Raw genomic sequence first — 24,161 nt, 5'->3', positions numbered from 1 at the left:
GCGACGAAGGAGCGTATCGAGACCCCCACCACCGCTGGTCGAGTAGCGACGAAGGAGCGTATCGAGACCCCCACCACCGCTGGTCGAGTAGCGACGAAGAAGCGCATCGAGACCCCCACCACCGCTGGTCGAGTAGCGACGAAGGAGCGTATCGAGACCCCCACCGGAAGTCCCGACACGCTCGCCGGCGCCCACCCCTCGACCAGCGAGAACGTGGCCTGACATGGCGCACGTTCTCGTGATCGGCGGCGGCATCGCGGGACTCTGGACCGCGGTCAGAGCCGCCGACGCGGGGCACGCCGTCGAGCTCGTCACGAAGGCCGATCTCGCCGAGGGCAACACCCGCTGCGCGCAGGGCGGCATCGCCGCAGCGCTCTTCCCCGACGACTCGGCTGAACGGCACTACGCCGACACGATCGAGGCCGGCGCCGGCCTCGCCGATCCGGCCGCGGTGCGCGTGCTGGTCGACGAGGGCCCCGAGCGGGTGCGCGACCTGATCCGATTCGGGGTGGCGTTCGACCGCGACGAGTCCGGCCTCGAGCGCGGCCTCGAGGCCGCGCACTCCCGGGCCCGGATCCTGCACGCGGGCGGCGACGCCACCGGCGCCGCGATCGAACGGGCGCTCGTCGACACCGTGCGGCGCCGCGCCGTGCGGATCGATGAGAAGGCGATGCTCGTCGACCTCGTCGTCGAGGGCGGCCGCGCTGTGGGTGCACGGCTGCTCGAGGCATCCGGAACCATCGTCGCGCGTCGCGCCGATGCGATCGTGCTGGCCACCGGCGGCAATGGATGCCTCTACCGGCATACGACGAACCCGGCCGTGGCGACCGGCGACGGCGTCGCTGCCGCTTGGCGTGCGGGCGCGGTCGTCGCCGACCTCGAATTCACCCAGTTCCATCCCACCGCTCTCGCAGCCCCCGGTACGCCGCTCATCTCCGAAGCCGTGCGCGGCGAGGGAGCAGTGCTGCGCGATGCGCAGGGGCGCCGATTCATGTTCGATGTCGACCCGCGCGGTGAGCTGGCTCCCCGCGACATCGTGGCGCGCGCAGTGTGGCGGCGTTCGCTCGAGCAGGGCGGCACTCCGGTACTGCTCGACGCGACGATGCTCGGCGGCCAGACACTCGCGCGTCGCTTCCCCAGGCTCGACGCGGTCGTGCGCGCCGCAGGCTTCGACTGGTCTCGCGAGTCGGTGCCGGTGACGCCTGCCGCGCACTATGCGATGGGCGGCATCGTGACCGATCTCGACGGCCGCACGAGCCTACCTGGCCTCTTCGCGGTCGGCGAGGTGGCTCGCACGGGTGTGCACGGTGCGAACCGGCTCGCCTCGAACTCGTTGCTCGAGGCGGCGGTGTTCGCCGAGCGCGCTGTACGGGCGATCGGCAACGAGTCGGCCAGCGCGTTCGCGCACGAGTCCGCGCACGCGGCGTCTCGTGTGCACAACTCCGGAGATGCGACGCGACTCGCCTCGCCCCGAACACCGACACACGGTGCAAGGCTCGAGTCCTCCGGAGTTGTGCGCGACGATCACTCGGACGCCGGAGCCTCGGCGGCACGCGCAGACTTCGATCGCGAGCAACTGCGGGTGCTCATGTGGCAGCACGTCGGGCTGGAGCGCGACGAGGCGGGGCTCGGCGAGGCATCCGCTCGGCTCGGTGCGTGGCGCGCCCCTGAACCGCGCGACCGCCACAGCGCCGAGGATCGCAACCTGCTCGACCTCGCCCGGCTGACTGCCCAAGCCGCTCGAGCACGGCGTGTGAGCAGCGGCGCCCACTTCCGCACCGACGACACCGGAGCACCCGACGACACCGGAGCACCCGGCGCCGCCCGCGAGCACCCCATCCCGACGACACTCGACCGAGAGGCCGCCTGATGACCGACGCACGAGAGATCGACCGCATCGTCGGCACTGCGCTCGACGAGGATGCCCCGTGGGGCGACCTGACCTCCGAGACGCTCATTCCCGCCGAGGCGACGGCGACCGCGGAACTCGTTGCGCGTGAGCCGGGCGTGCTCAGCGGCATCGACGTGTTCGCGTCGGCCTTTCGCCTGATCGACCCGACCGTCGTGGTGGAGGCACTCGCGACCGACGGCGACGCCTTCACCGCCGGTGCGGTGCTCGCACGCGTCAGCGGGCCGGCGCGCGGCATCCTGCGTGCCGAACGCATCGGGCTGAACTTCGTGCAGCGGATGTCGGGCATCGCGACCCAGACGGCCTATTACGTCGCCGAAACCGCGGGCACTCGCGCCCGTATCGTCGACACTCGCAAGACCACGCCGGGGCTGCGCAGCCTCGAACGCCAGGCGGTGCGCGACGGCGGTGGGCGCAACCACCGGCGCTCCCTCTCCGACGCGGTCATGGCGAAGGACAACCACCTCGCGGTGCTCACGGCGGGCGGCCACGACCTCGCGACCGCGCTGCGGGCCGCGCGCGAGCGGATGCCGCACACCGCGCACCTCGAGGTCGAGGTCGACCGGATCGATCAGGTCGAAGCGGTACTCGCCGGCGGGGCCGACACCGTCATGCTCGACAACTTCTCGCCCGACGAACTGCGGGCGGGCGTCGCGCTCATCGCCGGACGCGCGATCGTCGAGGCATCCGGCGGAGTGACGCTCGAGTCGGTGCGCGCGATCGCGGCGACCGGCGTCGACGTGATCTCGGTGGGCGCGCTCACGCACTCGGTGCGCTCGCTCGACCTCGGCCTTGACGTGGTGGTCGAGACAGCCGTGGTCGAGACAGCGGTGGGCGAGACAGCGGTGGGCGAGACAGCGGTGGAGAGATGATCTTCCTCGACCACGCTGCGACCACACCGGTGCGCCGGGAGGCGCTCGAGGCGATGTGGCCCTACCTCTCGGTGGCGTTCGGCAATCCGTCGAGCCGGCACGGCCTCGGTGACGAAGCGGCCCGGGCGCTCGCCGGTGCGCGCGCCGAGGTCGCCTCGGTGATCGGCTGCCGGCCCGGAGACGTCGTGTTCACGAGCGGCGGCACCGAGGCCGACAACCTCGCAGTGAAGGGGCTCGCGCTGGCGAACCCGCGAGGCCGGCACATCGTCGTCTCGCCGATCGAGCATGAGGCGGTGCTCGAGTCGGCCGCCGCTCTCGCGCGGTTGCACGGCTTCGAGGTGTCGGAGGTCGCCGTCGATGCCGGGGGTGTGGTCGAGCCCGACGCGCTCGCCCGGGTCCTCCGCCCTGACACGACGCTCGTCTCCGCGCAGCTGGCCAACAACGAGATCGGCACCGTGCAGCCGATCGCCCGGCTCGCCGAGCTGGCGCACGCGGCAGGCGCGCTGATGCACACCGACGCGGTGCAGGCGGCCGGCTGGCTCCCGCTCGACATCGACGATCTCGGCGTCGATGCCCTCTCGCTCGCGGGCCACAAGGTCGGTGCTCCGAAGGGCACGGGCGCACTCATCGTGCGGGGCCGGCTCCCGCTCGAGGCTGTGCTGCACGGCGGCGGGCAGGAACGAGGGCGACGCTCGGGCACCGAGAACGTCGCGGGCGCGGTCGCCTTTGCGACTGCATTACGCCTCGCCGAGGCCGAGCGAGCGGATGCCGCGGCGCGCGTCGGCCGTCTCGGCGCGGTGCTCAGCGCCGGCGTCGCCGCGACGGTGGCCGGTGCACGCCTCACCGGAGACCCCGTGCGCCGGCTCCCGGGCACGGTGTCCTTCGTCTTCCCCGGCACGAGCGGCGAGGCGGTGCTGCTCGAGCTCGAGCGCGCGGGCGTGATCTGCTCCAGCGGTTCGGCGTGCGCGGCCGGCAGCGATGAACCCTCGCACGTGCTCACGGCGATCGGGGTGCCGGCCGAACTCGCGCAGACGGCGGTTCGGTTCACGCTCGGCGCCGAGACGACGACCGATGATGTGACGGATGCCGTGGCATCCGTCGCCCGTGCAGTGTCGGCGGTGCGCGCTATCGTGGAGTCATGAGCAATTCGATTCCGACCCCTGCAGGCGACGACGAGCTCAACAGCGGAGTCGCCGATGCCGATCTCGGCGCCGATGTCGATGCAGAGCTTGCGCCCGAAGAGCAGCTGCTGAAGGGCTGGCTCCCCGAGCCGACCCCGACCGACGGTCCGGCCCCGGCTCCGTAACCCACCCCACGACTACAATTCCCCAGCGGATTCGATTCATCGACTGAGCGCAGTTCCATAAGTTCCGATCGATATCGGAATCGGGGAATATCGCGTGACCCTTCGCGGGTTGACTCACCTATTCGACGCTCTCCCTGGCGCAGCTCTGCGCCAAATTGATTGGACGCATTTTTCCTTGACCGAACGAGCCGTTCCCGAACTCCGTGACCCCGGCGTCGCCTCAGCAGGCGACGCCCCGATGCATGAACACTCCGATGCCGAGGCGCTGCACGGCGCCCGCAACAACCGAGTGATCTGGCTGCTGCTCGCGGCTTCCTTCGTCGTCATCCTCAACGAGACGATCATGGGCGTGGCGATCCCGCAGCTCGTCGACGACCTCGACATCTCCATCTCCGCCGCCCAGTGGCTCTCCACCGCGTTCATGCTGACCATGGCCATCGTGATTCCGATCACGGGCTTCCTGCTGCAGCGCTTCGCGACTCGACCGATCTTCATCACGGCGATGAGCCTGTTCTCGGTCGGCACGCTCATCGCCGCCCTCGCACCGGGCTTCGAAGTGCTCCTCCTCGCCCGCGTGGTGCAGGCGAGCGGCACCGCGATCATGATGCCGTTGCTCATGACGACGCTCATGACTCTCGTTGCGCCGAGTGATCGCGGGCGGCTCATGGGCCGGGTCTCGATCGTGATGTCGGTCGCACCCGCCATCGGCCCGACCATCTCGGGGCTCATCCTGAACTCCCTCTCGTGGCGGTTCATGTTCTGGCTCGTGCTGCCGATAGCGCTCGTCATGCTCGTCATCGGCATGCGCCGCGTCGAGAACGTCAGCGAGCCGCGGGTGATCCCGATCGACGTCTTCTCGGTCGTGCTCTCGGCGTTCGGCTTCGGTGGCGTCGTCTACGGGCTGAGCCTCATCGGTGCCGAGACCGACGGCAGCGTCCTCGGCGCTGCGCCGATGTGGATCGCGCTCATCGTGGGCGCCCTCGGCATCGCCGCGTTCATCTGGCGTCAGATCGCACTGCAGTCCGACGATCGGGCGCTGCTCGACCTGCGTACGTTCCGATCGGGCAACTTCGCGATCTCCGTGGGCCTCATGACGATCATGATGGCGGCACTCTTCGGCACCATCATCCTGCTGCCGATCTACCTTCAGAACGTGCTGCACCTCGAGCCGATCACGACCGGGCTCCTGCTGCTGCCGGGCGGACTCACCATGGGTCTGCTCGGACCAGTCGTCGGGCGCCTCTTCGACCGGCTCGGGCCGACTCCGCTCCTCGTGCCCGGCTCGATCGTGGTCAGCGCTGCGCTATGGTCGCTCACCCTCGTGACCGACCAGACGTCGCCCTGGCTGCTGCTGATCGCGCACGTGGTGCTCTCAGCAGGCCTCGCGTTCATGTTCACGCCGCTCTTCACCTCGGCGCTCGGCTCCGTCGAGCCACGCCTCTACTCGCACGGGTCCGCGATCGTCGGCACGGTGCAGCAGGTGGCCGGTGCTGCCGGTACTGCCCTCTTCATCACGATCATGGCGGCGCAGTCCCTGACCAGCGCCGCGACGGGGGTGACGGCCGAGGCTGCCGCGGCATCGGGCGTTCGGTCCGCGTTCCTCGTCGGTGCGATCCTCTCGCTCGCGGCCATCGTCGGTGCGTTCTTCGTGCGCAAGCCCGCAGACATGATGGAAGGTGCGCCAGTCGCGCACTAGCGACGACGCTACCCGCAAGCACAACGAACGAAGGGCCCGGCAATGAACTGCTCCCCTGGAGTTGGACTGAGAAATCAGTTCTGACTCCAGGGGACCAGCTCACAATGCCGGGCCCTTCGTCATGCACTCCTTGGCTCTGGCGGCTCAGCCGCAGTTCGGCCGGCAGCTGCGCTGCGAGAGTGCGTCGACGAGCACGATGCCGAGGTCTTCGGGCTTCGACGCCGAGTAGGCGGCGCCCTTCGTGGCCTGCGCGATGCGCTGCATCGCCGCGAGGTCGGTGTCGGGGCCGAAGCCGATCATGATGACTGGCACCGGCTTCTTCGGGTCGTCGATCTTCGCGAGCTCGGCGAGCAGGGTATCGATGTCGATGCCGTTCTCGTCTTCGTTCTTGCCGTCGGTGAAGAGCAGCACCGAATTGACCTTCTCGGGGTCGTACGTCTCCCGCACCCGCTGTACCGCCGCGAGGGTCGTGTCGTAGAGGCCCGTGGCACCGCCGAGCCTGTCGGGCAGCGATTGGATGACGCCGGCGATCTGCTGCATGTGCGCTGCATCACCGAGCGGAGCGATCGGGGAGAGGTCTTCGTAGTCGAGGTCGCCGTTGCGCGCCGTCGAGAACACCCAGACGCCGAGCTCTACCTCTCCCGAGAACTTCTGCATCGCGCCGACGGCGGCCTGCTGGAAGATGTCGATGCGGCGGAGTCCGTTCTCGGCGGGCTCCTCCATCGACCCCGAGACGTCGATGACTGCGAGCATGCGCGAGCGGAGCGTCAGCACGCTCCAGGCGCGGAGGATCTCGAGCTGCGCGGCGCCGTCGAGCGCGGCTGCCACCGGGGGCGAGTCCGCACCGATACCGGCGATATCGAGCTCACCGGATCCGTCGGGCGCGCGGAATCCAGCTGCTGCGAGGGTCTTTGCGCCCTCGCGTACCGCTGCCTCGAACGCGTCGATCAGCTCAGCGTGCGATGCCGTGCCGGCGTCGGTACCTGCGTCGGCGTCGGTACCTGCATCTGCGTCTGCGTCGGCCGAGTCCTCGTCGGCGTCTGCTGATTCGTCGGAGGTCGCCGCAGCCGATGCCCCGAGTCGCACGAACGGGTAGTCGAGAGCGACCGTACCGTCGACCGGGTAGGCGGCGACGAGCCCCTCTGCCGGGTCGTCGAGGTTGTACGCGGCCACTTGCGCCTCGCTCGCGACGACGACGGCGGGTTGCCCGCTCGCACTCAGCGCGCCGAATGCCGCACTGGTCGACGCCGGGATCGACTTGCCGAGCTCGATCATGGCACCGGCGAACTGTCGCGGGTCGTCTGGTGAGGAGTGGCCGCGCAGAGCGAGAAGGCCCGCAAGGCTCGCAGCGGATGCCTCGGGGTCGGGCAGGATCGTCGGCAAAGTGCCGCCGAGCACTCGTGCCCAGCTCACCGGCTCGGCCGCGAGTTCGGTGGCTTTCGCCGCGGCGCCGGCGAACACGACCGGCGAGGACGCCACCGATTCGCGGACGTCCACTTCGGGCGTGCTCTGCCCGAGCGAGGTCGCAGTCGCGTTCATGCGATCGAGCCACACGGTCGACTCGGGCACCCAGGCGTCGGCATCCGAACTGCCGGTCGCGACGATCGCGGCGGTGTCGGCTGAGTCTTGGGCGACGATCTCGGTGGTGGCGCACAATTTCGAGCCCTCGTCGAACGCTGCAGCGAGATCGGTGAGTGCGGGCGCGATCGACGTGTCGGCGACGACGACGATCTCGTCGGTCTCGGCGCAGCCGGCCTCGGCCGAAGCGAAGATCGGGTTCAGGTAGCCGCCGACCCAGAGGAACACCCCTGACGCGACGACGCCGACCACTACGACGGCACCGATGATCGACAGAATGAGCTTGCGGTCCGGCATCTTCACCGGTGCCGCGACAGTATGACGCCCCACGGACACTCCAAGCCGACGGGTCGGGGCCCGTCGAATCCTTAGTTCGGGTTCCCCTCTCGGGGAAGGATTGCGTTTAGTGTAGGCGACGAGTCCCAGTAAGCGAACTTCACTCGTCTTCTTCACAGCCGGCCGTGAACCGACCGCGACTCGACACCGACCCGCCATCGCCCCGCCACCTCGTTCAGGCGCCGGGTCTAGGGTCGGAAACATGGATGCCGCAATGCCGCTGCTGATCCCCGCCGGAACTGTCTTCACGAGGGACGACATCACCCACTTCGCGGGCAAGGGCGAAGGCGGCGTGAAGCTCGATGAGGCGATCGCCCGCGCCGACGTGCTCGTCACCGCCCCGCACGCGGGCGCAGCGATCCCAGAGGAGCTCGCGGCGTTCCTCGCGCCCGGGTTCACCCGGCGCCTGCAGTTCGACTACACCGACTGCTCGACGAGCCCGATCGTGCGGCGGTGGGCCGAGATCGACCCGCGCATCGTGGTCGTCGAGAATCCGCATCCGCGTATGGTGCGCGACCCCAACCGCGAGAAACCGGCCGACCTCGCCGCCACTCTCACGGAGGCGTTCGCTCGAGTACGCGCCGCGGGCGCCTGGAATCCCGTCGATCTCACAGGCGTCGACGCGATCCGCCCGGTCACCTTCTCGTTCTTCCCGTTGCTGCGTGTGCCGCAATCGGCGACCGAATTGCACGAGCTCGTCGACCAGTTCTCCGAGGTCGCCGAGCGCGGGCTCGGCGTCTACGAGCTCGCACGCGACGAACTGATCGAGCGTTTCCAGCAGCGGGCTTTCGCGCTCGCCGCGCCGGGCTCACCGACCGCGTTCACGATGTTGGCCTTCCACGACACGATGAACCACACGACGACCCGCGATGGCGCGATCTCCGTCGAGCGCGCACCCGAGGCGCGTTTGCCTGACGTCGTCGCCCTGTCGAACCGCGGCGATCACCACGGCGACCCCATCGGCGACTCCCCCGTGACGATGCGCCCCGATCTGCTTCGCCGCCTCGCGGATGCCGCTCGCCGCGCGTTCGATGTCGACGCGCCCGATGCGGTCGCCCCCAACCAGCCATATCTTGGCAGCTACGAGATCATCGCGGCCGGCCGCCGCTTCGGCGACGTCGCCGGGCGAGCGGATGCCGCGGGCGTCGTGCTCTCGGCGGTGCAGGCCGAGTTCCGGCGCGAGTTCCTGCTCGGCGACGCGAACACCCGTGTGCTCATGCGACCCGGCACGGGGTGGATCGAGCCCGACGCGGATCGGGTCGACGCCATCGCCCATGCCTGCATGGCGATGTTCGATGACGTGCGGCCTGGCCTCATCGCATCGCGCGACTGACTTCCCGCCACCGGCATCGCGCGCCGTCGCCCCGGCCAGCTCGGCCGCCCCGGCATCGCGCTGCCGCACGAGTGCGCCCCCTTGGCAGCGCGCCGTCGCGGTGCGACCATGGAAGGGGTCGACGGGTCCGCGACCGACGGATCCGAATCGATGCTTCAACGGATGCGCACAAATGGAGCAGTTCCGCAACCGGACGGATGCCGGTCGGCGTCTCGTCGCCGCACTCGAGGAAGTCGACCTCGAGCGGCCGGTCGTGCTGGGACTGCCGCGCGGCGGCGTGCCGGTCGCGGCGCCGGTCGCGCGAGCGTTGGGTGCGCCCCTCGACGTGCTCGTGGTGCGCAAACTCGGAGTTCCGGGCCAGCCAGAGGTCGCGATGGGCGCGATCGGCGAGCAGGGTGCCCGTGTGTTGAACGACGACATCGTCGAGGCCGCGTACCTGTCGCCGGGCGAGTTGCGCGACATCGAGCGGGTCGAACGGGTCGAGCTCGAGGCGAGAGTCGCTCGTTTCCGTGGAGCCGAGTCGCCCGTGGCCCTCGAGGGGCGCACCGCGGTGATCGTCGACGACGGCGTCGCGACCGGGGCGACCGCACGCGTCGCGGCTGCGGTCGCGAAGGCCAGGGGTGCCGTGCGAGTGGTGCTCGCGGTGCCCGTCGGCGCCCCCGAAGCGCTCGCGACGATCGCCGCCGAGACATCGGTCGACGAAGTGGTGTGCCTCTCGGTGCCGCCCGGGTTCATGGCGGTCGGCATGCACTATCTCGACTTCGCGCAGACCACCGATGACGAGGTCGCCGCACTGCTGGCGGCCGCGCACTCAGGCGGCTGAGGCCCGCTCACCGATCACGAGCGTCGCGTCGGCTTCATCGTCATGCAGGATGCGCGCCGAGAGTCCCGCGGCCTCGAAGAAGTCCGCGGCCACGGGCGCTTGCCGATCGCTCGTCTCGATCAGCAGAGTGCCGCCGGGGGCGAGCCATGATCGAGCGGATGCCGCGACCTGTCGATGCACGTCGAGCCCGTCGCTCCCGCCGTCGAGTGCCATGCGGGCTTCGTGGTCGCGCGCCTCGGGCGGCATCATGGCGATCGCGTCGCTCGGCACATAGGGGGCGTTGACGGCGAGCACGTCGATGCGTCCTCGGAGGTCGGCCGGAAGCGCGGCGAAGAGGTCGCCCTCGAAGACGAGGGCGCCCAGCGGCTCGAGGTTGATGCGCGCCGCCTGTACGGCGACCGGGTCGAGGTCGGCGGCGACGAGATGCACGGGCGCCGCGGCTTCCGCGATGGCCGCGCCGATCGCACCGGCGCCGCAGCACAGGTCGACGACGACCGGCAGGTGTGCCGAACCGTCGTCAGCGCGCGCGAGCGTGGCGTGCGCGACGAGGCGGGAAGCCTCGGCCGCGAGGAACTCGGTGCGCCGGCGGGGCACGAAGACACCCGGCAGCACGCGAATGCGCAGCCCCGCGAACTCCGCCCACCCGAGCACCTGCTCGAGCGGCTCACCCGCGACGCGGCGTTCGACGAGCCGATCGAGTTCCACCGGATCCGGAGTCGCCTCCACGAGAAGTCTGGCCTCGTCTTCGGCGAAGACGCATCCTGCTGCGCGCAGGCGGGTGACGATCTCGGGTTCAGCAGGCATCCGTCGCAGCCTACTGCGGATGACCGTCGGGCGTCGTCGTCGGGCGCGCTGTTCGGGCGTGGTGCTACAGTGCTCTGCATGACCACGTCGAACCAGAACTGGTGGCTCGCCTCCTAGGCGGCCACGCGTTTCGACGTACTGACGACCGCCCGAGGGCGGTCGTTTTTCGCGTTTGCGGGAGGGCCGAGCCGAGGGCCCGACCGGAGAACACCATGACGCGACTGCTCGCTACCCTGCTCGCCGCCGACGAACCTGGGCCCTTCGCGGTCCTGCGCCGCGAGAACGAACCTCGACTCGACGTGCTCATCGGTGACGTCGTCGACGTCGACCGACTCGCCGACATTCCACTCGACGGCGCTGAGGTGCTCGCCCTCGTGCCGTTCCGCCAGGTGCGCGAACGTGGATTCGTCGCTCACGACGACGGGGCTCCCCTGCGGTGCCTCGTCGTGCGTGAACGCGAGTCGATCGACGTGGATGAGGCCATCGGCATGCTGCCGGAGCATCCGCTCGCCGTCGACGACCTCGCAGTCGACGTGAGCGATGTCGACTACGCCGCCCGAGTGCGCCGGGTGATCGATGAGGAGATCGGCCGGGGCGAAGGAGCGAACTTCGTGATTCGACGCGAGTTCGCAGGGCGCATCGGGGCACCGGCCGGCCGAGCCGTGCTCGGCTGGCTTCGTGCGCTGCTCGAGCACGAATCGGGTGCGTACTGGACGTTCGCGGTGCACACTCGCGGTCTTTCCGCAGTCGGTGCGACGCCCGAGCGGCACGTGAGCTCGATCGACGGGGTCGTGTCGATGAATCCGATCAGCGGCACCTTCCGCCACCTCAGCGGGCCGCCCTCCGACGACGAGCTCGCGGTGTTCCTCGATGACGTGAAAGAGCGCGAGGAGCTCGTCATGGTCGTCGACGAGGAACTGAAGATGATGAGCTCCATCTGTCCTGAGGGCGGGCGCATCCGAGGTCCGTTCCTGAAGCGGATGTCGCGGCTGACGCACACCGAGTACCTCCTCGAGGGGCGAAGCGACCTCGACCCGCGCGAGGTGCTGCGGCGCACGATGTTCGCCCCGACCGTGACGGGATCGCCGCTGGGCAACGCCTGCACGGTGATCGCACGCCACGAGGCGACCCCGCGGGGCTACTACGGGGGCGTCCTTGCCCGCTTCACGCCGACCGCAGCCGGGTACGACCTCGACGCACCCATCCTGATCCGCACCGCGTACGTCGACGGCGCCGGCGGGGTGCGCGTGCCGGTCGGTGCGACGCTCGTGCGGCACTCCGATCCCGACGGCGAGGTCGCGGAGACGCACGCGAAGGCGGCGGGCGTGCTGACCGCGCTCGGCGCCATCCCGCGCAGCGGCGGGCCGGTCGCGGCGGTCGTCGCCGCCGGGGGCCGCGACGACGACCGCATCGCCACCCTGCTCGCCGCCCGCAACGGGCATCTCGCGGCGTTCTGGAGCACGCCGCAGGGCGCTTACGCCTCGCGCGGAGCCACAGCGCTCGTCATCGACGCCGGTGACGACTTCACGACGATGCTCGCGCACCAATTGCGCCACCTCGGCGTCGCAGCACGGATCGTGCCGTGGAACGAGGCCGCGCCCGAGGCATCCGACGATCTCGTGGTCTTCGGCCCCGGGCCGGGCGACCCGCGCGACCCAGACGACGAGCGCGTCGCGCGCTTGCGCGAACTCATGGCCGCGCGACTTGCGAGCGGAGCGCCGCTCCTCGCGGTGTGCCTCAGCCACCAGGTTCTCGCCGATCTCGCCGGTCTGTCGATCGAACCGCTGGCCGCGCCGCATCAGGGCCTGCAGCTCACGGTCGACGTGTTCGGCGAACCGGCCGCGATCGGGTTCTACAACACCTTCACGGCGTCGGCATCGAACCGCTCGATCACTCCGCGACTCGACCTCGAAGTGGCATCGAATGCTGCGACGGGTGTGGTGCACGCGCTCCGCGGTCCCGGCGTGGCATCGGTGCAGGGGCACCTCGAGTCGGTGCTCTCACCCGACGGGCTCAGCGTGCTCGAGCGGCTCCTCGACGGACTGCTTGCTCCAGACCGGGCCGGGCTCGTCGGGGCTGGAGGTACAGCCTGACCATCGGGATGTCGGGATCGACCAGGCCGGCGACATCCTGAATCGACCGTTGCAGCATCGCCCATGCCTTGGGCCGATTCGCGGCGTACCGCAGCAGCAGCTCGCGACTTTCGTCGGGGTCCAGTAGCTCCGCGCGGGCGGGCACACGCCGCCGCCAGCCGATGCTCACACCGCAGCGCGATTCGGCCGCGAGATTCCGGTACCACTGCGCGCGGGTGCCGAACCCGGAGGCCACGACGACGCGGCCGGATGCTTCGCGCCTCTCCGGCCGGATCATCCCGCACTGCGGCCGGTTCCGCAAGGCGTTGCCACGCCGGGCCGGGCACGCTTGGCTTGGCGTGACCGACCTGAGGAGGCGGATCACCGTGGATACCACCATCGTCTGGATCATCATCGGCATCGTCGTCGTGATCGTGATCATCGTCATCATCGTCATGGCAACGAATCGGCGGCGCCGAGAGGCCCACGCCGAAGCCGGGCGCAGGAAGGCCGCGGATCTGCGGCAGGGAGCCGCCGAGACGGATGCCACTGCGCGGCAGCGTGACGCGGATGCCGCGAGCGCAGCTGCCGCGGCGAAGCAAGCCGACGCTGAAGCTGCGCAGGCCCGTCTCGAATCGCAACGGCTCTCCGACGAGAGCGCCGATCGCCAGTCCGCTGCCGCCGGCCTTCATGCCGAAGCCGACGATCGACTCCGCAAGGCCGACACGCTCGATCCTGACGTCGACGTCTCAGCCGACGAGGCCGTCGACGACGGCCGGCGCGGGGAGTCTCCTCCGAGGTGACCGTCGGAACACCTTGACACCGCGCGCGTGAAACAGTGCAAGACCAACATTCGGCCGACTGCCGAGAGCCGTTCAGCCGAGTGCGATGACCGCGTCGAGTGTTGCGTCGTCGAGGGAACGATCGGCGAAGATCAGACGCTCGAGATGCGTCGTGCCGCCGGCGTGCGATTCGTTCACGACGTCACCGCCGAGTCGCGCTGAACGCCCGCTCCACTGGTGCACGAGGCCGATTCGTTCGAGCACACGGATCGAGGCGAGATTGCTGGCGAGCACCCTGGCGGTGACCGGGGTGGCGGGCCGCGTCGCCTGTGCCGCGGCGAGTGCCGCCGTCGCGGCTTCGCTCGCGATTCCAGTACCCCAGGACTCAGGAGCGAACCGGTAGCCGAGATTCCACGCATCGAAGTCGAGCATCTTGGCACCGGCTGATCCGATGAAGGTTCCAGCGGGCAGATCGCGAACCGGCTCGCGGAGCACGACTGCGCAATGGGCGAAGCCGTAGGCGCGACGACTCTCGAGCGATGCCTGAATCGCTCGGACGGACTCGGCACGTGTCGTGTGGCGACCGCTCGGGAGGTGCTCCCAGGTGCGCGCATCTCCGTAGACCGCGAAGTACTCGTCGGCGTCGTCGAGGGTGAGGGGTCGCAGCAGCAGCCGGTCGGTCTGGAGCGTCTGGAGTTCGTCGATCATCCCCAGAAGTCTCGCAGCAACATCCGACAGTCAGCTGTCGCTGACTCGCCCGGCTTCGACGTGCCACCGGCGGTCGAGCCGGACGTTCGCGAGCATCCGTCGATCGTGCGTGACGAGCAGCAGGGTGCCCTCGTATGATTCGAGTGCCTCTTCGAGCTGCTCGATCGCGACGAGGTCGAGGTGGTTGGTCGGTTCGTCGAGCACGAGCACGTTGACACCGCGCGCCTGCAGCAGCGCGAGCCCGGCACGGGTGCGCTCGCCCGGCGAAAGCGCGTCGACGGGTCGGAGCACGTGGTCGGCCTTCAGCCCGAACTTCGCGAGCAGGGTGCGTACCTCTCCGGCCGAGTACTCGGGCACGAGTGCTTCGAAGGCATCGGCGAGTGCGGCCTCTCCCGTGAGTTGGGTACGGGCCTGGTCGATTTCGCCGATGGCGACGGATGCACCGAGGCTCGCGGTGCCGGCATCCGCATCACGCCGACCGAGGAGGAGGCCGAGGAGCGTCGACTTGCCCGCCCCGTTCGGGCCCGTGATGCCGATACGCTCCCCTGCATCGACCTGCAGCGAGACCGGGCCGAGCGTGAAGTCGCCCTGCGTGACCACCGCCTCGTTCAGGGTCGAGACGACCGAGCTCGATCGCGGCGCCTGGCCGATCGTGAACTCGAGCTGCCATTCCTTGCGCGGCTCCTCGACCTCGTCGAGGCGCGCGATGCGGCTCTCCATCTGGCGCACCTTCTGCGCCTGCTTCTCGCTCGACTCGGTCGCAGCCTTGCGCCGGATCTTGTCGTTGTCGGGAGACTTCTTCATGGCGTTCCGCACGCCCTGGCTCGACCACTCCCGCTGGGTGCGTGCGCGCGAGACGAGATCGGCCTTCTTCGACGCGAACTCCTCGTAGTCGTCGCGCTGCTGCCGTCGCGCCGTCGCGCGTTCTTCGAGGTAGGCGTCGTAGCCGCCGCCGTAGATGCGGTTCGAGTGCTGGGCGAGGTCGAGCTCGAGCACGCGCGTCACCGAGCGGGCGAGGAACTCTCGGTCGTGGCTCACGAGCACCACCCCGCCGCGAATGCCGCGCACGAACGACTCGAGCCGGTCGAGACCATCCAGGTCGAGGTCGTTCGTGGGCTCATCGAGCAGCACCAGGTCGAAGCGGGAGCACAGCAGTGCGGCGAGACCGACGCGAGCGGCCTGCCCGCCCGACAACGACGTCATCAGCGAGTCGGCCGAGAGTTGGGCGTCGAGTCCGTCGAGGGTCAGCCCGAGCTCTGCGAGCACGGCCGGCAACCGCTCGTCGAGGTCGGCGGCGCCCGATGCGAGCCAGCGCTCCAGGGCGACGGAGTACTCGTCGGCAGGGTCGGGGGCGCCCGGCGCCGGGACATCCGTCGAACCCAGCGCGGTCGCTGCGGTATCAAGGCGAGCGGATGCCTCGGCTGCCCCCGTGCGCCGTGCGACGTAGGCGGCGATGGTCTCGCCTGGCACGCGCTCGTGCTCTTGCGGCAGCCAGCCGACGAACGCGTCGGACGGCGAGAGGTGCACGGATCCGGCTTGCGGCCCCAGCTCGCCGGCGAGGATGCGCAGCAGCGTCGACTTGCCCGCCCCGTTGACACCGACGATGCCGACGACATCGCCCGGAGCGACCGTCAGGTCGAGGTCTTCGAAGAGCGTTCGGTGGGCGTAGCCGCCGGCAAGGCCCTGAGCCACGAGTGTTGCAGTCACCGGTCAACTGTAGTCAGCCCGCGCTGCGAACTCACCACGCGGGTCACCGCGCCGCGCGCCACTCCTCGTCGAGGATCGCGTAGGTGTAGCCGTCGATCCAGCCGAGCTCCGCATGCCACGAGTCCTGCACCCCGTGCTGCTCCCGCCGCATACCGAGCTTCTCCATGACCTTCCACGAAGCGATGTTGTCGGCGAAGCAGCCCGCCGTCACCCGGCGCACGCCGAGCTCGCCGAACGCGAGGTCGAGCAGTGCCCGGGCGATCTCGGTGGCGTAGCCCTTGCCCGCATGCGCGGGATCGAGCAGGTACCCGAGGCCCGCCTCCGCTCGGCGCCACGGCCCCTGGTCGACGTGCGACTGCCCCATGGCGTCGGTGATCCAGAGGGAACCGGTGCCGAGAACTTGGCCGTCGATCAACGCAACGGCCGAGTGGTCGTTCGGGTCGTCGATGCCGCCGAGCCAGTTTGCACGGAATGCCTCGGAGTCGACCTCAGTTCGTATCAGCCAACGAGTGACCTCCGGGCGGTTGCGCCACACGAGAACCTGGTCGAGGTCGGCGCTCGTCGGAGGGCGGAGGATCATTTGGCCAGCAGGGCGCGGCCACTGCACTTCAGGGGTGGTCATACCTTCTGCTTAGCAGGTAATGGGCTACTTCAGGAGTCGCGACAACACCCGGTCGGCAAGCGGCTTGCCGCCCGTCTGGCACGTCGGGCAGTACTGGAAAGTCGAGTCGGCGAAGATCACCTCGCGCACGGTGTCGCCGCACACCGGGCAGGCCTCGCCGGTGCGGCCGTGCACCTGCATGCGTGTGCGCTTGCCGTCTTTCAGCTCGTCTGGTCGTTTGCCGGATGCCCCCGCGACCGCCTCGCCGAGCGTGGTGCGCATCGCGTCGTAGAGGCGCTCGACCTCGTCTGGGCTGAGCTTCGCGGCGAGCGCGTACGGGGACATGCGCGCGGTGTGCAGGATCTCGTCGGAGTAGGCGTTGCCGACTCCCGCGAACACCGACTGGTCGCGGAGAAGTCCTTTGATGCGGGTGCGTCGGTCGTGGAGGATCGCCGCGAAGTCGTCGAGGGAGAAGTCGGGTGCCGTCGGGTCGGGGCCGAGCCGCGCGATGCCGGGTACTTCGGCGGTGTCACGCACGACATAGACGGCGAGCGACTTCTTCGTGCCGGCCTCGGTGAGGTCGAAGCCCGAGCCGTCGTCGAGCCGCACACGGAGCGCGATGGGCGACTTGCCGGGCTTGATGATCGTCTTCGGCACCTCGTCGTACCAGCGAAGCCAGCCGGCGCGCGCGAGATGGAACACCAGGTGCAGCCCGCCCGTGTCGAGGTCGAGGAACTTGCCGTATCGATTCACCCGCTCGATGCGTTCGCCATTGAGCGCCGACAGCGGCGGATCGAAGGTCTTCAGCGCAGCGATGGCCGCCACCGAAGCCGACGAGACGGCTCGACCCACGGCGTGCTCGCGCAGGAATCCGGCGAGCGCTTCGACCTCTGGGAGCTCGGGCACACGACCATCCTGCACCCGGATACCGACAACGGCACCCCGGAAACCAACTCGACACCGGAACTTCGACGAGCACAACGAGCGCGGCCGCAGCTATGGTCGACCCATGCGCACCGAAGAGAGCAACGGCACCAGGGTCCTGCACGTCCCTCTTGATGGGCCCGTCATCTCCACCCCCGACGATGCAGCCGATCTCGTGGGTCATGCCTGGGCGCACGCCGCCACGCTCGTCGCTGTGCCCGTCGAGCGCATCGACCCCGCGTTCTTCAAGCTCGGTTCGGGAATCGCGGGCGAGATCACACAGAAGTTCGTCAACTATCGACTCCGGCTCGCGATCATCGGTGACATCGCTGAGCATGTCGAGGCGAGCGACGCCCTGCGCGACTACGTCTGGGAGACGAACCGCGGCACGCAGGTCTGGTTCCTGCCCGACGGTGCTGCGCTCGACGAGAAACTCGGCCGACGCCACTGATCTCGTCACATCATTTCGAGCTGAAGTCGAGCATCGAGTCAGCGACCGCGATGACCGACCACGTGCCACCCTCGGCATCGGTGAACTCGTAGGCCGGAACGACGAGTACGGCGCCGTCGGGTTGCCAGTGGCTCGCGAGACCGAGGCGCGCGCTGACGATCTCGACCTCGTTCACAGGCCATGAGAGCGACGTGCCCTTCGTCGGGGTCACCGGCGGCTCGGTCGGTGGCACCCACTCCTCTGCGACAGCCGGCTGCTCGCGCAGGGCGATCGGCAGGTTCGTCATCTGCGCACCGAACCGCGGGTCCGAGAGCCGCTCGAAGGCCAGCTGCTCGCTGACGATGGCGTAATCGCCCACCGTGACGAGGTCTGCGAGTGCACCGTTGACGGTGAGCACACCGCCCTCAGCCAGCTCGAGCGACCAGGCTTGGTCGAGGCGCTGCCCGTTGACGACGGGCCACGCCTGGGCGGTGCGCGTCACCGCCCCCTCCCAGGTCTCCGACGTGAACTCGAAGGTCTCAGGATCACGCCCCGCCGAAACGACGAACGAGCGAAGCGCATCGATCGCGGCCTCCTCGCTCGGAATCTCCCCCGCCGGTTCGCAGTCGTCGTCGACGCACTGCCACGGGTCGATGAGCGGGTTCCAGAACGAGAAGTTGAGCGCGCCGTCGAGCCCGACGGTGAGGGACGGGCCGGTGCCGTCCTGCGTGCCGACCGTCCAGCCGCCGTTCTGCAGCACGGCCGTTCCCTCGATGCCGAGCGCGGCCGCGAGTGCCGTGACGGTCTCGGAACTCAACGAGCCCTGTGCATCGAAGGCGTACGCGGGCGCTGTGCCCTCGCTGCCGGCGAGCCCGGAGGCGCTGAAGCTGTTGCGACCGAATCCGGAGGGGTACATCAGGTCGGCCACCCCCGAACCCGCCATCTTCCGGCCATCGATGCCGATGGCCTCGGGCCCGGCGCCCTGCATCGCACCGTCCTGCGTGGCACCCTCCTGCATCGCATCGCCCTGCAACGAGATGGGCGGGGCCGCGGCGGCCCCATCGGCGAGATTCGAAGCATCGCCGTTCGCCGCACCCAAGCCGTATCCGACGCTGCCGACGATTGCGATCGAGGCGGCAACGGCGGCGATCGGCAGCCACCGGGGGCGACGACGGGTACGCTCGACGGCCAGATCGGCCGCCGCGGACGAACCATCCGTCGGCTCGGCCGTCGCACTCGCGACGACCTCGTCGGCGAAACTCGCTCGGGGTTCGACACCGGCAGCTGGGTCAGCCGCGCGCAGTCGCGAAATCGGGTCGAGCTCGTTCTCGTCGTTCATGTCGATCATCCTCCGTGCGTGCCGTTCACCTACGGATATGTGCGGCGCGACCCGAACCTTGCACGAGCAGTCAGAACGACATCCGTTCGCCCCATGCGTCCCGCAATCGTTTGCGGGCTCGGGAGAGCGCGGCATCCGCACCCGACCGGGAGATGCCGAGCACCTCGGCGAGCTCTGCTCCGTCGAGGCCCTCCCAGGCGTGCAGCAGCAGAATCCGCCGGTCGCGCTCACCCACACTGGCGAGCGCACCCCGGAGCTCGGCGTCGAACAGGGCACTCAACTCGGGGTCGTCGGCGACGCGCACCGCTCCCGACTCGGGCACCTCGTCGACCGGAAGGTCGATGCGCTTGCGGCGCTGGTTCGCAAGCGTGAAACCGGCTGTGCGGTAGAGCCACGGCAGCACGGCATCTCGGGGAACGTCAGCGCGTCGACGCCACGCCGTCGCGAAGACGTCGGCGGCGAGATCCTCGGCATCCTGCCGCGGGCCACGACGAGCGAAGTAGCGCACGAGCGCGGTCGAATGCTCGCGAACGGTCTCGGTGAACCATGCCGCGTCTGCGTTCATCACGGGTGGTTCCGATCGCTCGGGCATCGCCACCCCCTCGGCCACATCGGCGCTTGCTGCGGTGCTGGCGATCCTCACACCAGGTATGTGTCTCGTCAGCCGCGAGTCTTGCACGTCGCACGCGCAGATTCCGCTCGCACGCGCAGATGTTCCGACGACGGTTTGCGCGCGCGAGGACGCTCCCCCAGCACCCGCAGCGACGCAAACCGTCGTCGGAACTGCCGCGCCTCACGAAACCAGGGGGTACCAGTGGCGCTCTCGCAGCACCGCGGCATCACCCTCGATGCTGAACCACTCACCGGCGATCACTGGGTCGCCCTCCACCATCCACACACCGAAGTACGACAGGGGGGTCGGCCATTCATAGTCCGCCTGACGCGCCCCCACGATGTTGCGCACGGCACCGACGAACGTCGGATGATGTCGGCGGCCGGTCACCTCCTCGACGAGGACGCCGATCGATCTGGAACCATCTGCATCGTCCGCCTCGACGGCGCGCGTCGGCAGGTCGAGCTTCCCGGTCGGATGCCTCGGTACACAGAAGACACGGTCGCCGCGGCGGAGCAGCAGTCGAACGAGGCTCATGGGCCGCGGCGGCACGACAGCTCGAACGACCTCGGCGCGCCCGCCGCGCGGAAGCCAGGACGCGTCGACCGTCGAATGAACCACGAACTCCCCGGCATCCACCACTTGGGCAGCCTAACTCGTGTGCGCCTCGTCCGTTCCGACGACGGTTTGCGCGCGCGAGGACGCTCCCCCAGCACCCGCAGCGACGCAAGCCGTCGTCGGAACGGCGCCTCGGCAACGCCTCGGCAACGCCTCGCGCGCTATTTCGCGGGGCGGAGCGGCAGGTGCTCCCCACCCGTCTGACATGTGGGGCAGTACTGGGCCGTCGTGCTCGCGAACGAGAAGTCGCGGATCGTGCCGCCGCACACCGGGCACGCCTCCCCCGCGCGTCCGTGCACCCGCATCGACGCGACCTTCGCCGCCTTCAGTCGATCGATCGGCACCCCGCGCTGCGCGGTGATCGCGTTCCTGATGGTGCCGACCGTCGCCTCGAACAGGCGGTCGAGCTCGACGCCGGTCAGCGAGGCGGCGTGCACGACCGGCGAGATCTTCGCCGCATGCAGGATCTCGTCGGAGTACGCGTTCCCGATGCCCGCGAGCGACTCCTGTTCCTGCAGCACGGCCTTCACCTGCTTGCGACGGCCGACGACGGCCCGATCGAAGTCCGCGCGCGAGAATCCGGCATCGGCCGGGTCGGGTCCGAGTTTCGCGATCGCCGGCACTTCGGCCGGGTCGTCGACGACCCAGCAGCCGAGCGACACCCAGCCACCGGCATCCGTGAACTCGACGACCGTGCCATCGTCGAAGGTGAACACGACGAGGGCGGGCGGCGCCTCGGCGGCGGCATCGGATGCATCCGCCCCACTGCCTGCGTACCGCGCCCAGCCGTGCCGGCCGAGCGAGACGACGAGGTGCGCGGCGTCGCTGACGGCGAGGTCGACATGCTTGCCGTGCCGCGAGACGCCCGTCACCCGCTCGCCGACGAGTGTCGACGGCGGGCGAGTTCGTGTCTTCGTCGCGCGGAACTCGACGACGTCGACGCCGCTGATCTCATGGCCACTCAGTCGGGAGTCGAGATCTTCGACGAGTGCCTGTACCTCGGGTGACTCTGGCATGACGTCAGCCTCGCACAACCCCCCACCACTGGGGAGCGTTCTCGCGGGTCACGATCGACGCGACGAACCATCGATGAGGCAGGTGGTTTGCGGTGTCATGCGCAGAGAAGGTCGAGCGGATGTCGCGGCCCCCGCATGCGACATCCGCTCTCTTCCCTCAGGCCTCACCCCTCAGGAGGTGCTGCCTGGCCCTCGGTCCGTGTGACTGCTGCCCGGCCACCGGATCGGCGGTCGCGCTCGTCGTGGAGTTGCTCCGACGACGCCGCATCATGAAGACGAGACCGAGGATGATGACCGCCCCCGCGATCATCAGGACGTAGCCGACGAGATCGAGGTCGATCCAGTCGGCGGTGATATTCAGCGCGAAAGTGAGTACGGCGCCGGTCGCCACGAGCGGAATGCCGAGTCCGATGCTCATGTCGTTGCCTATGGTCCTGCTCGATCGTCAGATCTACTTCTACTTCGTGCCGTCCTTGAAGGCGTCCTTGACGTTCTCAGTCGCCTTCTTGGCGTCGGCCTTGACCTGGTCGGCCTTGCCCTCGGCCTCGAGCCGCTCGTTGTCGGTCATCTTGCCGATGCCCTCCTTTGCCTTGCCCGTCAGTCGTTCGGCAGTATTGCCGAGATCGTCCTTGGCGCTCATGGCGTCCTCCTCAGGAATCGGTGTCGCCGCGCGTATCCTGCGCGTCGGTGTTTCCACGTTAGGCAGCCGTGCTCGGGTCGACAACGGGTTGACAACGCGCCAGGCACCTCGTAGGGGCTCGCGTTCGCCATCTACGAGGTCACCAAGCTGACGCGCATCGGCCGCGGGAATCGGGTCCACTACATCGCCACCGACGGCGCAGCCGGGCGGTTCACTGCCGCGCCCGAAGCGGTCAGCCGAGTTCTGCCCGCCCGCGCGGAGGCGTCGGACTCGCACGTCGCCTGACGCGGTGCCGAGGCCCGTCGTGCGCGGCGCCACAGCGGCGCGCTGGTGCGTCTGATCGCACGGCGGTAGCCTGACCACATGACGGGCGGCCGGCGTCTTCTGCGCGGGACTCTCACCGTCAGCTGGCATCATGACCTCATCAGTCGAGCTCGATCGCGGCCGGACCGCCTATGCGGAGCATCGGTGGAACGATGCGTTGCGAGCCTGGAAGGATGCCGATCACGTCGGCGAGCTCCCTGCAGAAGATCTCGAGCGATTCTCCACGGCGGCCCTACTGATCGGTCAGGAGACCATCGGTATCGACGTTGCGACTCGGGCGCACCGGGAGTTCCTCGCCATCGGGAATCTCGTGGGTGCCGCCAGAAGCGCCGGATGGATCGGCATGTACCTGATGAGCGTCGGCGAGATGGCAAGGAGCGCCGGCTGGTTGGCACGTGCCCAGCGAGTCCTTCAGCAGAACGCTGAGCCCAGTTCGGTCGAAGGATTCCTCCTCATTCCCGTTGCACTCGAGAAACTGCGGTCCGGCGATCCGAACGGGGCGGCAGACAGCTTCGACGAAGCATTCGCCGTTGGTGATCGCTTCCGCGACCCCGACCTGATGGCCCTGGCCCAACTCGGGCAGGGTCAGGCGAAGATCATGCTCGGAGAGCTGAACGAAGGGCTGGGCCGGCTCGACGAGGCGATGGTCGCGGTGACAGCTGGCGAAGTCTCACCGGTTCCCTCAGGCATCGTCTACTGCGCCGTGATCTGGAGCTGCTACCTCGCCTCTGACGTGCGCCGCGCCCAGGAGTGGACGATTGCACTCGACCACTGGTGCGGCGCACAGCCGGATATGGTCCTGTTCAGCGGTCAGTGCCAGACGCACCGTGCCCAGCTCTACTTCCTGCACGGCGCATGGAGCGACGCGCTCGCCGCCGCTCGCGCGGCACAGGAACGAGCCCGGCGCGGGGACCGGAACGCGGTCTACGGGGCCTGGTATCAGCAGGGCGAAGTGCAGCGGCTGCGCGGAGAGATCGACGCGGCCGAGGAGTCGTACCGTCAGGCCAATCGATCAGGGTACGAGCCCGAACCGGGGCTCGCGCTTCTCCGTCTGGCTCAAGGCAAGCCCCTGCTCGCACAATCATTGATCCGTCGAGCCATGGACGGCGTCGACCCGGCGACCCGACGCCAGCTGTTGCCGGGGCGGGTGGAGATCGAGCTCGCGGCCGGCGATGTCGCAGCGGCGCGAGAGGGAGCGGAAGAGCTGAGCGGGATGACCCAGGCTGATGCAATGCCGATGGCGCAGGCCATCGCCGCCCAGTGCGAGGGCGCCGTGCTTCTCGGGGCGGGTGATGCTCGGGGTGCGCTGACGAGCTTGCGTCGAGCGTGGTCGCTCTGGCAGGAGGTCGATGCTCCCCATGAAGCCGCGCGCTGCAGGGTACTCACGGCACGCGCTTGTCGCGCTCTCGGTGATGAGGACTCGGCAGCGATGGAGCTCGAGGCGGCAAGAGCGGTCTTCGTCGACCTTGGCGCGGAACCCGCGCTCGTCGAGATCGTCGCCTTGTCACGGTCGGGTTCCGAAGATGCCAGCGGCCCCCTGACTCCGCGGGAGATCGAGGTCCTGCGCCTGGTGTCTGCAGGCAGAACCAATCGGGCCGTCGCGACCGAGCTGTACCTCAGCGAGAAGACCGTGGCCCGCCACCTCAGCAATGTGTTCACGAAGCTCGGCCTCTCGTCGAGGTCGGCCGCGACCGCGTACGCCTATCAGCACGGGCTGGTCTAGTGTTCCC

The 24,161-nt window shown here is 69.2% G+C and carries 23 protein-coding genes; 11 read left to right on the top strand and 12 right to left on the bottom strand.

Translation table 11 applies throughout. From position 1 onward, the window contains the following. Positions 1 to 223 precede the first annotated feature (223 nt). From nadB to AC1C2T_RS12605, 5 genes are all read left to right on the top strand, one after another. On the top strand, positions 224 to 1,870 hold the full coding sequence (nadB, locus tag AC1C2T_RS12625) for an L-aspartate oxidase (protein WP_495385544.1): 1,647 nt from the start codon (positions 224 to 226) through the stop codon (positions 1,868 to 1,870). After that, complete coding sequence (gene nadC, locus AC1C2T_RS12620) at positions 1,870 to 2,781, top strand: carboxylating nicotinate-nucleotide diphosphorylase (protein ID WP_495385543.1); 912 nt, start codon at positions 1,870 to 1,872, stop codon at positions 2,779 to 2,781. The genes nadB and nadC overlap by 1 nt, the downstream gene beginning before the upstream one ends. Continuing rightward, positions 2,778 to 3,923, top strand: coding sequence for a cysteine desulfurase family protein (locus tag AC1C2T_RS12615; RefSeq protein WP_495385542.1), 1,146 nt, complete (start codon positions 2,778 to 2,780; stop codon positions 3,921 to 3,923). Before nadC ends, AC1C2T_RS12615 begins: the two co-directional genes overlap by 4 nt. Continuing rightward, on the top strand, positions 3,920 to 4,087 hold the full coding sequence (locus tag AC1C2T_RS12610; RefSeq protein WP_495385541.1) for a hypothetical protein: 168 nt from the start codon (positions 3,920 to 3,922) through the stop codon (positions 4,085 to 4,087). The genes AC1C2T_RS12615 and AC1C2T_RS12610 overlap by 4 nt, the downstream gene beginning before the upstream one ends. A gap of 238 nt (positions 4,088 to 4,325) precedes the next feature. After that, positions 4,326 to 5,783: a DHA2 family efflux MFS transporter permease subunit gene (locus tag AC1C2T_RS12605; protein WP_495385783.1), complete on the top strand. Its 1,458-nt coding sequence runs from the start codon at positions 4,326 to 4,328 to the stop codon at positions 5,781 to 5,783. A gap of 144 nt (positions 5,784 to 5,927) precedes the next feature. On the opposite strand, the gene AC1C2T_RS12600 is transcribed toward AC1C2T_RS12605, so the two are convergent. Continuing rightward, on the bottom strand, positions 5,928 to 7,691 hold the full coding sequence (locus AC1C2T_RS12600; RefSeq protein ID WP_495385540.1) for a VWA domain-containing protein: 1,764 nt from the start codon (positions 7,689 to 7,691) through the stop codon (positions 5,928 to 5,930). Between the two features lie 208 nt (positions 7,692 to 7,899). Between AC1C2T_RS12600 and AC1C2T_RS12595 the strand changes: the two genes are divergently transcribed. Both AC1C2T_RS12595 and AC1C2T_RS12590 read left to right on the top strand, forming a co-directional pair. Further along, a complete protein-coding gene (locus tag AC1C2T_RS12595; RefSeq protein WP_495385539.1) occupies positions 7,900 to 9,030 on the top strand; it encodes an N-formylglutamate amidohydrolase in 1,131 nt (376 codons plus the stop codon). 172 nt (positions 9,031 to 9,202) lie between these two features. Then, positions 9,203 to 9,853 (top strand): phosphoribosyltransferase, encoded by a 651-nt coding sequence (locus tag AC1C2T_RS12590; protein WP_495385538.1) that lies wholly within the window; start codon positions 9,203 to 9,205, stop codon positions 9,851 to 9,853. Here the strand turns inward: AC1C2T_RS12590 and AC1C2T_RS12585 are convergent. Next, entirely contained in the window at positions 9,842 to 10,657 is an 816-nt protein-coding gene (locus tag AC1C2T_RS12585; protein WP_495385537.1) for a putative protein N(5)-glutamine methyltransferase, read from the bottom strand. The genes AC1C2T_RS12590 and AC1C2T_RS12585 overlap by 12 nt on opposite strands. A gap of 212 nt (positions 10,658 to 10,869) precedes the next feature. Between AC1C2T_RS12585 and AC1C2T_RS12580 the strand changes: the two genes are divergently transcribed. Both AC1C2T_RS12580 and AC1C2T_RS12575 read left to right on the top strand, forming a co-directional pair. Continuing rightward, positions 10,870 to 12,750 carry an anthranilate synthase family protein gene (locus AC1C2T_RS12580; RefSeq protein WP_495385536.1) on the top strand — a complete coding sequence of 627 codons (1,881 nt, stop codon included), beginning with the start codon at positions 10,870 to 10,872 and terminating at the stop codon, positions 12,748 to 12,750. Positions 12,751 to 13,115: 365 nt separating this feature from the next. Then, the gene (locus AC1C2T_RS12575; RefSeq protein ID WP_495385535.1) at positions 13,116 to 13,532 is read left to right on the top strand and encodes a hypothetical protein; all 417 of its coding nucleotides are present in this window, start codon (positions 13,116 to 13,118) and stop codon (positions 13,530 to 13,532) included. A gap of 72 nt (positions 13,533 to 13,604) precedes the next feature. Here the strand turns inward: AC1C2T_RS12575 and AC1C2T_RS12570 are convergent, their stop codons facing one another. From AC1C2T_RS12570 to AC1C2T_RS12555, 4 genes are read right to left on the bottom strand one after another with little or no spacing between them, the layout of a single operon-like run. After that, entirely contained in the window at positions 13,605 to 14,219 is a 615-nt protein-coding gene (locus AC1C2T_RS12570; protein WP_495385534.1) for a GNAT family N-acetyltransferase, read from the bottom strand. 30 nt (positions 14,220 to 14,249) lie between these two features. Beyond that, a complete protein-coding gene (locus AC1C2T_RS12565) occupies positions 14,250 to 15,926 on the bottom strand; it encodes an ABC-F family ATP-binding cassette domain-containing protein (protein ID WP_495360658.1) in 1,677 nt (558 codons plus the stop codon). Between the two features lie 43 nt (positions 15,927 to 15,969). Beyond that, positions 15,970 to 16,548 carry a GNAT family N-acetyltransferase gene (locus AC1C2T_RS12560; RefSeq protein ID WP_495385533.1) on the bottom strand — a complete coding sequence of 193 codons (579 nt, stop codon included), beginning with the start codon at positions 16,546 to 16,548 and terminating at the stop codon, positions 15,970 to 15,972. A gap of 24 nt (positions 16,549 to 16,572) precedes the next feature. Further along, a complete protein-coding gene (locus AC1C2T_RS12555) occupies positions 16,573 to 17,433 on the bottom strand; it encodes an Fpg/Nei family DNA glycosylase (RefSeq protein WP_495385532.1) in 861 nt (286 codons plus the stop codon). A 103-nt stretch (positions 17,434 to 17,536) separates the two neighbouring features. Here AC1C2T_RS12555 and AC1C2T_RS12550 point away from each other — a divergent pair, with 103 nt between their 5' ends. Next, on the top strand, positions 17,537 to 17,902 hold the full coding sequence (locus tag AC1C2T_RS12550; protein ID WP_495360661.1) for a DUF4180 domain-containing protein: 366 nt from the start codon (positions 17,537 to 17,539) through the stop codon (positions 17,900 to 17,902). Positions 17,903 to 17,912: 10 nt separating this feature from the next. Here the strand turns inward: AC1C2T_RS12550 and AC1C2T_RS12545 are convergent, their stop codons facing one another. From AC1C2T_RS12545 to AC1C2T_RS12520, 6 genes are all read right to left on the bottom strand, one after another. Continuing rightward, complete coding sequence (locus AC1C2T_RS12545) at positions 17,913 to 19,220, bottom strand: hypothetical protein (RefSeq protein WP_495385531.1); 1,308 nt, start codon at positions 19,218 to 19,220, stop codon at positions 17,913 to 17,915. 70 nt (positions 19,221 to 19,290) lie between these two features. Next, the gene (locus AC1C2T_RS12540) at positions 19,291 to 19,812 is read right to left on the bottom strand and encodes an RNA polymerase sigma factor (RefSeq protein WP_495360663.1); all 522 of its coding nucleotides are present in this window, start codon (positions 19,810 to 19,812) and stop codon (positions 19,291 to 19,293) included. Between the two features lie 201 nt (positions 19,813 to 20,013). Further along, a complete protein-coding gene (locus tag AC1C2T_RS12535; protein WP_495385530.1) occupies positions 20,014 to 20,475 on the bottom strand; it encodes an NUDIX hydrolase in 462 nt (153 codons plus the stop codon). A 137-nt stretch (positions 20,476 to 20,612) separates the two neighbouring features. Further along, the gene (locus tag AC1C2T_RS12530; protein ID WP_495385529.1) at positions 20,613 to 21,467 is read right to left on the bottom strand and encodes a DNA-formamidopyrimidine glycosylase family protein; all 855 of its coding nucleotides are present in this window, start codon (positions 21,465 to 21,467) and stop codon (positions 20,613 to 20,615) included. Between the two features lie 157 nt (positions 21,468 to 21,624). Then, positions 21,625 to 21,885 carry a DUF6458 family protein gene (locus AC1C2T_RS12525; RefSeq protein WP_495360666.1) on the bottom strand — a complete coding sequence of 87 codons (261 nt, stop codon included), beginning with the start codon at positions 21,883 to 21,885 and terminating at the stop codon, positions 21,625 to 21,627. Between the two features lie 39 nt (positions 21,886 to 21,924). Continuing rightward, entirely contained in the window at positions 21,925 to 22,107 is a 183-nt protein-coding gene (locus AC1C2T_RS12520; protein ID WP_495353423.1) for a CsbD family protein, read from the bottom strand. Positions 22,108 to 22,522: 415 nt separating this feature from the next. On the opposite strand from AC1C2T_RS12520, the gene AC1C2T_RS12515 reads away from it, so the two are divergent. Next, the gene (locus tag AC1C2T_RS12515; protein WP_495385528.1) at positions 22,523 to 24,154 is read left to right on the top strand and encodes a helix-turn-helix transcriptional regulator; all 1,632 of its coding nucleotides are present in this window, start codon (positions 22,523 to 22,525) and stop codon (positions 24,152 to 24,154) included. The last annotated feature ends 7 nt before the right edge of the window (positions 24,155 to 24,161 follow it).

It is taken from the genome of Agromyces sp. Y558, from assembly GCF_059445415.1.
The sequence above is the reverse complement of the archived record's forward strand: the minus strand, read 5'-3'. Positions and strand labels throughout refer to the sequence as shown.

What these genes read in the sequence shown, in the direction of transcription:
- nadB (WP_495385544.1), top strand. Translation starts at nt 224, where the DNA reads ATGGCGCACGTTCTCGTGATCGGCGGCGGCATCGCGGGACTCTGGACC.
- nadC (WP_495385543.1), top strand. Translation starts at nt 1,870, where the DNA reads ATGACCGACGCACGAGAGATCGACCGCATCGTCGGCACTGCGCTCGAC.
- AC1C2T_RS12615 (WP_495385542.1), top strand. Translation starts at nt 2,778, where the DNA reads ATGATCTTCCTCGACCACGCTGCGACCACACCGGTGCGCCGGGAGGCG.
- AC1C2T_RS12610 (WP_495385541.1), top strand. Translation starts at nt 3,920, where the DNA reads ATGAGCAATTCGATTCCGACCCCTGCAGGCGACGACGAGCTCAACAGC.
- AC1C2T_RS12605 (WP_495385783.1), top strand. Translation starts at nt 4,326, where the DNA reads ATGCATGAACACTCCGATGCCGAGGCGCTGCACGGCGCCCGCAACAAC.
- AC1C2T_RS12595 (WP_495385539.1), top strand. Translation starts at nt 7,900, where the DNA reads ATGGATGCCGCAATGCCGCTGCTGATCCCCGCCGGAACTGTCTTCACG.
- AC1C2T_RS12590 (WP_495385538.1), top strand. Translation starts at nt 9,203, where the DNA reads ATGGAGCAGTTCCGCAACCGGACGGATGCCGGTCGGCGTCTCGTCGCC.
- AC1C2T_RS12585 (WP_495385537.1), bottom strand. Translation starts at nt 10,657, where the DNA reads ATGCCTGCTGAACCCGAGATCGTCACCCGCCTGCGCGCAGCAGGATGC.
- AC1C2T_RS12580 (WP_495385536.1), top strand. Translation starts at nt 10,870, where the DNA reads ATGACGCGACTGCTCGCTACCCTGCTCGCCGCCGACGAACCTGGGCCC.
- AC1C2T_RS12570 (WP_495385534.1), bottom strand. Translation starts at nt 14,219, where the DNA reads ATGATCGACGAACTCCAGACGCTCCAGACCGACCGGCTGCTGCTGCGA.
- AC1C2T_RS12560 (WP_495385533.1), bottom strand. Translation starts at nt 16,548, where the DNA reads ATGACCACCCCTGAAGTGCAGTGGCCGCGCCCTGCTGGCCAAATGATC.
- AC1C2T_RS12550 (WP_495360661.1), top strand. Translation starts at nt 17,537, where the DNA reads ATGCGCACCGAAGAGAGCAACGGCACCAGGGTCCTGCACGTCCCTCTT.
- AC1C2T_RS12545 (WP_495385531.1), bottom strand. Translation starts at nt 19,220, where the DNA reads ATGAACGACGAGAACGAGCTCGACCCGATTTCGCGACTGCGCGCGGCT.
- AC1C2T_RS12540 (WP_495360663.1), bottom strand. Translation starts at nt 19,812, where the DNA reads ATGCCCGAGCGATCGGAACCACCCGTGATGAACGCAGACGCGGCATGG.
- AC1C2T_RS12530 (WP_495385529.1), bottom strand. Translation starts at nt 21,467, where the DNA reads ATGCCAGAGTCACCCGAGGTACAGGCACTCGTCGAAGATCTCGACTCC.
- AC1C2T_RS12525 (WP_495360666.1), bottom strand. Translation starts at nt 21,885, where the DNA reads ATGAGCATCGGACTCGGCATTCCGCTCGTGGCGACCGGCGCCGTACTC.
- AC1C2T_RS12520 (WP_495353423.1), bottom strand. Translation starts at nt 22,107, where the DNA reads ATGAGCGCCAAGGACGATCTCGGCAATACTGCCGAACGACTGACGGGC.
- AC1C2T_RS12515 (WP_495385528.1), top strand. Translation starts at nt 22,523, where the DNA reads ATGACCTCATCAGTCGAGCTCGATCGCGGCCGGACCGCCTATGCGGAG.